Genomic DNA, 8,627 nt, shown 5'->3' on the forward strand with positions numbered 1-8,627 from the left:
GAAAGGAGAGAGTATACTTGAGGCTTTTATAACGCTTGCTTCGTTGAAAATTCCTATTGCTGAGTAGTTACGAAATTTTTTATCCAGAAAAGATAAGTGAACTCGATTTTCTCACCAGTGTTTCTGTTTTGGTGAAATTGAAACGTTTGCAAAATATAGGGATTGTTAAGTGTGAAAATATTTATGATACACCTTTTACGCTGAATTTGTTTGCGTAAATGAAGTAATAGTAAATGATAAAGCTAAGTGAACCTAGTATAAAAAATAGGCGTACTGTCAGGGGCCAATCTACTTGTCTAGTGACATAACCTTCTAAAAAACCAGCGATTAAAAATATAGGTACCAGCCCAACGATAATTTTAAGGCCACTATTCGTGCCATCTTTAAGACTTTCTAGTCTCTTTTTGTGTTTAGGAAATAAAAATGAATTACCTAATATAAAACCGGCTCCTCCTGCGAAAATTATTGCTGTGATTTCTAATGTTCCATGTGTCCATATACTTAAAAGTGATGGACCAAGTATACCTTTCTGATAGAAAAAATACTGGAAAGAACCCAGCATAACACCATTTTTGAATAGGATGAATCCTGTGCCGAAACTCGAAAAAATTCCCATTACAAAAGCATAAAGGGAAACCGTGATATTATTTTTTGAGATTTGATAGAACATTTCAAATGGATCGCCGGAGGCATAAACATCCATAGGTTTGCCTTTTTCAATATTTTCTAAAGTCATATTCACATATCCATCTCCAAGTATCAATCTGATAAATTCCCCATCATTGTGAGCGGAATAAGCACCAATAATACAACTGACAAGAAAAACCGCGAAAGCATAAAAAAGCTGTCTTTTATTATTTGCTATTTCATAAGGCACCTCATAAAGCCAGAAATCTTTTATTCTTGATGTTTTTTCTTTCTTTGTGGAGTAAATTTTTTTGTGATACTTTATTGAAAGTGAATTGAGAAATAGAGTAACCTCACTGTCAGGATAAAACGTCTGAGCATAAGACAAATCATCACTTAATGCTTTATAATAAGACGCAAGTTGATCAGGGGAAACAGTAGTTTTAGTCATTTCCTGTTCAATAATTTGCCATTTTTCCTGATTTTTTAAAATAAATATAGGTTCTTTCATAAAAAATTGCTTTGTTGATACAATATATTACAAATTTTTTTTCTTAGAAACATGTCATCAATTTCTTTTCAAAACAGCCAAAACGTAAACCTTAAATTCCAAAAGGCACTTATTACAACAAGAATAGCAGCGTGGGTTATCGACGCACTACTGTTAGTGAGTATTGTATATTTCCCTTATGTATTATTTGATGAACTATATTCGATCATAGATACATGGGTTTATGTAGCAGGGGGTGTCTTTATGATTTATAATCTTTTATGCGAAGTATTTTTTGAAGGGCAATCTTTAGGAAAGCGTGTCATGAAAATACGAGTAGTATCCATGGATGGCAGTGCTGTGAAATTTTCACAATACATTATACGCTGGATTTTCAGGTTGATAGATATTACCTTGTTACAAGGTGCAGTAGCGGTATATACTATATTACTCAAAGGAAAAGGGCAACGTTTGGGTGATATTTTAGCAGGGACTATTGTAATTTCTGAAGAAAGAGAAATTAAGCAATACAATTTTGATATACCTACCTTTCTTGAGGGTTACGAACCCACTTTCAAAAATGCGGATTCTATAAATGATAGACAGTTAAGTGTCATCAAAAAGGCATTAAAGCTTAAACAAGAAGATTTGTATCATTATGCATATCCAACAAGCGAACATCTTCAACACAATAAGGTTATAAGTATGATTACTAGGAAATTGAGAAGGCAGTTACATATTGAATCGGATCTAGAAGACCCTGGTTTCTTGAGACAATTGTTGGACGATTATTATTTCTTGACCTCAGCTTCACACCGAGATAAAATTATCGATTAGTAAAAGTTTGAAACATTTCTTTTAGACATTATTCTAAATTTGCTCTATAGGATTATGAATTTCGAAGCACAGTTAAGAGAAAGAATCAACAAAAAGCCACAGAAAAACAAGCTCAATGTGCATACATTATTGGAGCACTTCGCAATCATTTCTTATAAAGTGGAGTTACATAAAATAGCTCCTTTAATACCTGATCCTTTTAAACTGTGGACTTTTGAATCAGATGGTAAAACTTATGCTTTAATCAGTGCAGTAACATTTAAGGATAAGGATTTTAAATTTCATAATATCACCTCAAAACCTAAATTCGCTTTTTATCAAACGAACTTTAGAACCTATGTTATCCATAAAGAAACCAATGAGTATTGTGCTTGGTTTTTTGGGACAAACCTTGGCTCTTTCACACACATAATTCCAAAACGATTGTGGAAAATGCCGTGGGAGATGGCAGATTATACGTGTGATTTCAAAATGGAAAATAATTCCTATAGTCAATACACCATGTCATTTCAGTCTAAAACAGGAAAAGGTATTGTTGATATTAGTTGTGGTGACGATGAAATGCAATTGCTTGAAGGTTTTGAAAGTATAGATCAACAGCTTTTTATCCTTACTCATCCTGTTGAGGGATATTATTTGAAGCATGATAATCAATTGGGTACTTATGAGATTTGGCACCCTAAAATGGATTTGAAAATGGGACAATCTAATTCTCTGTATTTTGAGTTTTTCGAACGTTTAGGGTTGGTATCTAAGGAAGAAATGATGCATCCGCACTCAGTTTTGATTACGCCATCTATTGAATTCGAAATTGTACTTCCTCCGAAGGCTGTGAACAGGTGATAATTATCTATAAGTTGAAGTGATAATCATCACAAATAACGCTGTTTGTATTTTGTTATTTTGAATTATTCTAAATAATTGAACTGTCTCTCTGCTCGCTCTTTCTGATTGCTATCAAAAGGGCAGGGGCAATTTTAGAACGAATACTATTCATTAATTTTATCAGAATATCATGAAAACAGCGTCATTATTTGAAAACTTAGAGTTCAACGAATCAAAGCCACTCATCACTGTACTTTTTGAAACTAATTTCACAAAAGAAATCCGAATTGCTATGGCTAAAGGAACGGTGATGAAAGAGCATAAAACCTCATTTCCTATTGTTGTAGAAATGGTGGAAGGTAATGTGGACTTTGGAGTTGAAAATAAAAATCTTGCACTACAGAAAGGAGACATTCTGGCATTAGATGGTAATGTTCCTCACGACTTAAAAGCAACAGAAAATAGTGTAATACGCCTTACTTTGACGAAGCAAGATTCATCAGAACGTGTAGAGGGTGTAGCAAAAAAATAATATCATAAAAGAGTGATTGAACAGCAAATTTGATATCTAGGTTTTAAGGAATTAGAGATGGAATCGTTAAGGTTCTTGATCTAATTCCTTTTTTATTATTTTTGACTTAGTATTTAACTAAAACTAATCAATCAAATGTATCAATTATTAACCTTTTTGTCTCTTATACTTTTGAGTATTTCATGCTCCAATCCAAATGAAAAGAAAAACAATGAAGGAGATAAAAGCAGTATTTTGGAACATAAAAATGAATTACAGCAAATTCTAGATTCATCAAAAGTAAAAGGTGCGATTCTTCTCTATGATAATAAAGAAGATACCTATTATTCAAACGATTTCGAATGGAGTAAATCGGGTTTCCTCCCTGCCTCTACATTTAAAATCCCTAATTCTATTATAGCCTTAGAAACCGGAGTAGTTGAAAACGACAGTACATTGATGCAATGGGATGGCAATCCAAGAGGATTAAAAATCTGGGAACAGGATTTAATTTTCAAAAAAGCTTTTCAATACTCGTGCGTTCCTTGCTATCAAGAAGTAGCTAGAAAAATTGGGACTGAAAGGATGCAGTCTTATTTAGAAAAGTTAGATTACCCAGGGATGGTTTTTGATTCAACTTCAATAGATCGTTTTTGGTTGATGGGTGATTCAAGGATAAGTCCATTTTCTGAGATTGACTTTTTAAAAAGAATTCATTTTTCTCAATTACCTGTAAAAGAAAGCACAGATTTTACCATCAAAAGAATGTTGTTGATGGAAGAATATGAGCATTACAAGCTTAGTGGTAAAACAGGATGGTCCAATGAAAACGATCACAATAATGGTTGGTTTGTCGGTTTTCTTGAACTTTCAAATAACACAATTTTCTTTGCAACTAATATTGAACCTTCTGAGGAGTTTGATATGAAAGACTTTCCAAAAGCAAGAAAAGCAGTGACGATTGAAGCATTGAAAAATTTGAATTACCTCTAAAAATACCTCTCTCTTCTATCTATTAGTAATCAAAGTATTACAAAAGTTGATGAATGTTTTTAATGAAAATTGTATATTAGATGAACACATATTTTTATTAATTACAATTCTCAAAAACTACTATGTATACTAAGCGGATTTACTCGGTTTCCATTATGGTGAAATGGACGAGAAGGTACATCTATCAATTTATTTTATTGGCTATTTTACCTGTAGTGCTGTATGAAGTACTTGGTTTAAAATGGCTGAAGTTACCTTGGTTGCCCATTGGTTTGGTGGGTACGGCATTGGCTTTTGTGATTGGTTTTAAAAATAATGCATCTTATGGCAGACTCTGGGAAGCAAGAAAAATCTATGGAGGAATCGTAAATGCATCAAGACTGCTGGCTACAATGGTCAATGATTTTATCACCAACGAACACGCCAAAAGAGAAAGGAGTGAAGAAGAGTTTTTTGAGATCAAAAAGCAAATAATTCATAGGCACGTGGCTTGGTTGACCTGTTTGAGGTATGCTTTGCGAACAAAGAAAACATGGGAAACTTCTGCTATAAATAAATCAGATAAAGAATACATGAATGCAATGCAGATTATAGAGTATGAAAGTCCTCTTGAAGTTGAATTGGAAGGTTATGTTTCAGAAGAAGAGAAAAAATATATTCTTGATTTCGGTAATAAACAAAATGCCTGTCTGACTTTGCAGTCCAAACAATTCCGGGAATTACAGTTCAGTGGTTTGATAGAAGACTTCAGACATATGGAGTTTAAAAATATGATCGCAGAGTTATTTGCTTTACAGGGAAAAGCGGAACGTATAAAGAACTTTCCTTACCCACGTCAGTTTGCAACTTTGAACTTGTATTTTGTATGGATCTTTGTGATTTTCCTGCCTTTTGGTTTGATGAGCGAATTTGATAAAATAGGTCATGATTTATTGACTCAAGGGATTATGGACCCAAGATTTCAATTTATTGCTCATAATTTTGTATGGTTGTCTATACCGACAAGTGTTGTGATATCATGGATATTCTTTACAATGGAACGTGTAGGTGATGTATCAGAAAATCCTTTTGAAGGGATTGGCAATGACGTACCAATATCAACAATGTCAAGAGGAATAGAAATCGATATCAGACAGATGATTGGAGAGGATAAGAATACTCTTCCAAAACCGATCCCTCAACTGAATGATACACAAATGTAATGAAGCTTACAGTATTAGTAACTTACAACTTTTCAAATATGAACACACCATCAGTATTTTTTATTTTTTCATTACTTTTTATGCTATCATCATGTTCTTCTTCAGAGAAGTCTTGGACGAAAGAAGATGTGATCGGTAAAGTGGCAGAACAGAATACCTCAGGGTCAGGCTATAGAGATTTTGAAGGGAAAATGATCAATTACAATTATGTCGACTTCGGTAGTTTTAGTTTAGCGATCCATGACAATAAAATAAAATGGAAAGGAGAAGGCGGATATTTTGATGATATAGTTGCTTTGGTAGAACCTCAAATTTCAAAAATAGATGAAGGCATTTATTTTATGTCATGGTTTTTTGAGTCTGGCGGAGGAGATAATGTATGTGTTAATTTCAATACCAACAAGGTTTATGCTCATCTTCATCATCCAGATGCGGATACTCCAGAAGATTTTGAGTTGATCCATGGTGATATTACTTGTGGACCATCAACAGAATGTCAGTTTCCAGAAGGAGAAGTAATGGGGCAATTTTCTACAATTATGGCTCTTTTTGGTAATATCATGAAATTTGACCTTCCTTTTATGGGACAGACCGAACGTCCGTTTTCAGATGAAAATAAACAGGCGAGAAAAGAACTTCATGGAAAAGAAATAAAATATAAAACTGAAACATCTGAAGTGGTTGTTGAAGTGAAAAACCATATTACAGAAGTGACCTATAAAGGGGAACCAACAATAACTTATTTAACCTATGTGACAAAAATAAGTGACGGTATTTATTTTATTTCCTGGATGGGAAATAGAGACTTCAGTGATCACATTATTTTTAATCAAAAAAACATGACGGTGACAGACCAATTGACAAAAAATGGTGTCCATAAAGAAATGATCTTTGATGTAAGTTGTTTTGATGATAACTGCAAATGATAAAACTATTATCAATAACCTGCTTCAAAAAGAAATCCTTTAATTAGATTTGCATTACATTTTTATGCCTAGGTTAATTCATTATGATTTCAATTAAAAAAAGAAGACAATTAGTTCAAGTTATTCCCTTTGGAGTAGTTTCATTATTATTTGGTTTGATCTACTCTTTCCTTGAACACGGAATCTTGGGTCATTCAGCCCATTATCCCACCACAGGAAACCCTTATCATTACGCACCTTTTTCTTCCGCATTTTTAGCTTTTTTTGGCGGTACTCTGATGGGAGTTTTGGAGGTATTCTTTCTAAACAGAATTTTTCACTACAAAAGCTTCTCTAAAAAGTTAATAATCAAAACTCTGATCTACCTTTTGATTATAGCTATTCTGGTATTTCTTATGACTTGCTTTGGTCATGCTATTGAAAGAGAAACGTATCCATTTGATCCCCAAGTGGTAGGTTTTGCCTTCAATTTCCTGATGAGTTTTGCCTTTATCTCCATGGAACTTTATATGGCCTTAGGGATTGTAATCTGTCTGTTTTATACAGAAGTCAGTGATAATATTGGTCAAGAAGTACTCATTAATTTTTTCTTAGGAAGGTATCACCGCCCAATTGAAGAACATAGAGTATTTATGTTTTTGGATATGAAAGACTCTACAGCCATTGCAGAAAGGTTGGGACATACGATGTATTTTGATATGTTGAGGGAGTACTATGCTGATTTATCAAATTCAATTCTCAACTATAATGGGCATATTTATCAGTATGTTGGTGATGAAGTAGTGGTGACTTGGACAATGGAAAACGGCTTGGATAAGAATAATTGCTTGAACTGTTTTTATGATATGAAACGCTCATTGCAGGAACAAGCAGAAAAATATAAAGAGCGATTTGATGTGGCTCCAACTTTTAAGGCAGGTATTCATTTAGGAAAAGTAACGACTGGCGAAATAGGGGTGACAAAGAAAGATATTATTTTTTCTGGAGATGTGCTGAATACCACCGCAAGGATTCAGAGTTTATGTAACTCTTATAAAACAGACCTCTTGATCTCAGAAAGATTATTAGAGTTTTTGAAAATAGAAAACGTGTTTAGCACCACAGATATTGGATCTGTAGAGTTGAGAGGTAGAAATGAAAAAGTTAATCTGTTTTCAGTAAAGCAGATTGCGTAGCTCAAAAAACTAAACTAATGCAAATAGATCAATTACAACTCAAAGAGGAGATTATTCCTTTGTATGATGATAAGCAAAACTATAAAGTTAGCTCTTATATTGAAGCTTTTATTCTGAATTCGTGTACAAAAGAAGAACTCGCTATAAGGCAAAAAGTATTTCAATGCTTGCTGTCAAACAGAGAAGCGGTCTTAAACTACAACTACAATAAACTTTACTATAGTGAAGCACTACAGGTAGTAGAAGATTTAAAGAAGAATGATTTTATAGAGGATAAAAAGTTTTTGTTCTATTCAAAGAAGAAAGTGAAGAATAGTAAAATTTCAAGATTGACGGCTAGTCTTATTTTCTTCACTGAATTAAAAAAGTGCATTAAAGTTCTAATTGAAATTGCAGATGTAAACACTTTATCAGATTGGTTGGAAGAGGTAAATGAAAGCCTTCAGCAGTTTCCTGACTATTCTACTTTTAAAAATACATCAAAAGAACTTTTACATTATCTTGATGCACTACAGTACATCAATTTTGATAAGTTTTGGGACACTCTATTTCAGTTGGAATGTTATCTCTCAATAGCTAAATGCTCTTTGAAGTTAGATTTCAAATTGCCCCTGATACATAAAGGAACTATTGAATTATCTCAAGCCTATTTTCCGTTGATCAATAAGCCTGTCAAATATGACATTACATTTGATAAATCATTAAATATACTCAATGGGCCTAATATGGGAGGGAAGTCCACCTTTTTGAAAACCATTTCTTTGTGCTGTTATTTAGGAAACAGAGGAGTGCCAATCCCAGCTTCGGAGGCAAAAGTTCCATTTTTTGAAACCTTTAATATCAATTTCAATACAAGTGATAATCATAAAAATGGGACAAGTCATTTTATGAACGAGATTCTTTCAGTTAAAGAATTTATCTCCTCAAATAATGAATCAAAATCTGTTTTTGGTGTTTTTGATGAATTGTTTCTTGAGTTTGACAGTTAATTTCACCCAAACCCCTCTAACGATATCAAAAAGCCATATTTTTAGTGATTTT

9 protein-coding genes are annotated in these 8,627 nt (G+C 33.2%); 8 read left to right on the forward strand and 1 reads right to left on the reverse strand.

Translation table 11 applies throughout. The features are described from left to right. Positions 1 to 181 precede the first annotated feature (181 nt). Positions 182 to 1,138, reverse strand: a complete 957-nt coding sequence (locus HHU12_RS32045; RefSeq protein ID WP_169660821.1) for a stage II sporulation protein M — start codon at positions 1,136 to 1,138, stop codon at positions 182 to 184. Between the two features lie 51 nt (positions 1,139 to 1,189). Between HHU12_RS32045 and HHU12_RS32050 the strand changes: the two genes are divergently transcribed. From HHU12_RS32050 to HHU12_RS32085, 8 genes are all read left to right on the forward strand, one after another. Then, the gene (locus HHU12_RS32050; protein ID WP_169660822.1) at positions 1,190 to 1,954 is read left to right on the forward strand and encodes an RDD family protein; all 765 of its coding nucleotides are present in this window, start codon (positions 1,190 to 1,192) and stop codon (positions 1,952 to 1,954) included. 54 nt (positions 1,955 to 2,008) lie between these two features. Further along, on the forward strand, positions 2,009 to 2,797 hold the full coding sequence (locus tag HHU12_RS32055; RefSeq protein ID WP_169660823.1) for a DUF2071 domain-containing protein: 789 nt from the start codon (positions 2,009 to 2,011) through the stop codon (positions 2,795 to 2,797). 172 nt (positions 2,798 to 2,969) lie between these two features. Further along, on the forward strand, positions 2,970 to 3,311 hold the full coding sequence (locus HHU12_RS32060) for a cupin domain-containing protein (RefSeq protein ID WP_169660824.1): 342 nt from the start codon (positions 2,970 to 2,972) through the stop codon (positions 3,309 to 3,311). Positions 3,312 to 3,437: 126 nt separating this feature from the next. Beyond that, positions 3,438 to 4,283 carry a class D beta-lactamase gene (gene blaOXA / locus HHU12_RS32065; protein WP_394353222.1) on the forward strand — a complete coding sequence of 282 codons (846 nt, stop codon included), beginning with the start codon at positions 3,438 to 3,440 and terminating at the stop codon, positions 4,281 to 4,283. 122 nt (positions 4,284 to 4,405) lie between these two features. Further along, positions 4,406 to 5,485 carry a bestrophin family protein gene (locus tag HHU12_RS32070; RefSeq protein ID WP_169660826.1) on the forward strand — a complete coding sequence of 360 codons (1,080 nt, stop codon included), beginning with the start codon at positions 4,406 to 4,408 and terminating at the stop codon, positions 5,483 to 5,485. A gap of 38 nt (positions 5,486 to 5,523) precedes the next feature. Next, positions 5,524 to 6,411, forward strand: a complete 888-nt coding sequence (locus tag HHU12_RS32075; RefSeq protein WP_169660827.1) for a hypothetical protein — start codon at positions 5,524 to 5,526, stop codon at positions 6,409 to 6,411. Positions 6,412 to 6,494: 83 nt separating this feature from the next. Beyond that, the gene (locus HHU12_RS32080) at positions 6,495 to 7,586 is read left to right on the forward strand and encodes an adenylate/guanylate cyclase domain-containing protein (RefSeq protein WP_169660828.1); all 1,092 of its coding nucleotides are present in this window, start codon (positions 6,495 to 6,497) and stop codon (positions 7,584 to 7,586) included. A gap of 17 nt (positions 7,587 to 7,603) precedes the next feature. Next, positions 7,604 to 8,575 (forward strand): MutS-related protein, encoded by a 972-nt coding sequence (locus HHU12_RS32085; protein ID WP_169660829.1) that lies wholly within the window; start codon positions 7,604 to 7,606, stop codon positions 8,573 to 8,575. Positions 8,576 to 8,627 lie beyond the last annotated feature (52 nt).

It is taken from the genome of Flammeovirga aprica JL-4 (assembly GCF_012844305.1).
Taxonomy (GTDB): Bacteria; Bacteroidota; Bacteroidia; order Cytophagales; family Flammeovirgaceae; genus Flammeovirga; species Flammeovirga aprica.

Excerpts from the sequence above, each read along its gene's own strand:
- HHU12_RS32080 (WP_169660828.1), top strand. The coding sequence starts at position 6,495 with ATGATTTCAATTAAAAAAAGAAGACAATTAGTTCAAGTTATTCCCTTT.
- HHU12_RS32070 (WP_169660826.1), top strand. The coding sequence starts at position 4,406 with ATGTATACTAAGCGGATTTACTCGGTTTCCATTATGGTGAAATGGACG.
- HHU12_RS32050 (WP_169660822.1), top strand. The coding sequence starts at position 1,190 with ATGTCATCAATTTCTTTTCAAAACAGCCAAAACGTAAACCTTAAATTC.
- HHU12_RS32055 (WP_169660823.1), top strand. The coding sequence starts at position 2,009 with ATGAATTTCGAAGCACAGTTAAGAGAAAGAATCAACAAAAAGCCACAG.
- HHU12_RS32075 (WP_169660827.1), top strand. The coding sequence starts at position 5,524 with ATGAACACACCATCAGTATTTTTTATTTTTTCATTACTTTTTATGCTA.
- HHU12_RS32045 (WP_169660821.1), bottom strand. The coding sequence starts at position 1,138 with ATGAAAGAACCTATATTTATTTTAAAAAATCAGGAAAAATGGCAAATT.
- HHU12_RS32060 (WP_169660824.1), top strand. The coding sequence starts at position 2,970 with ATGAAAACAGCGTCATTATTTGAAAACTTAGAGTTCAACGAATCAAAG.
- HHU12_RS32085 (WP_169660829.1), top strand. The coding sequence starts at position 7,604 with ATGCAAATAGATCAATTACAACTCAAAGAGGAGATTATTCCTTTGTAT.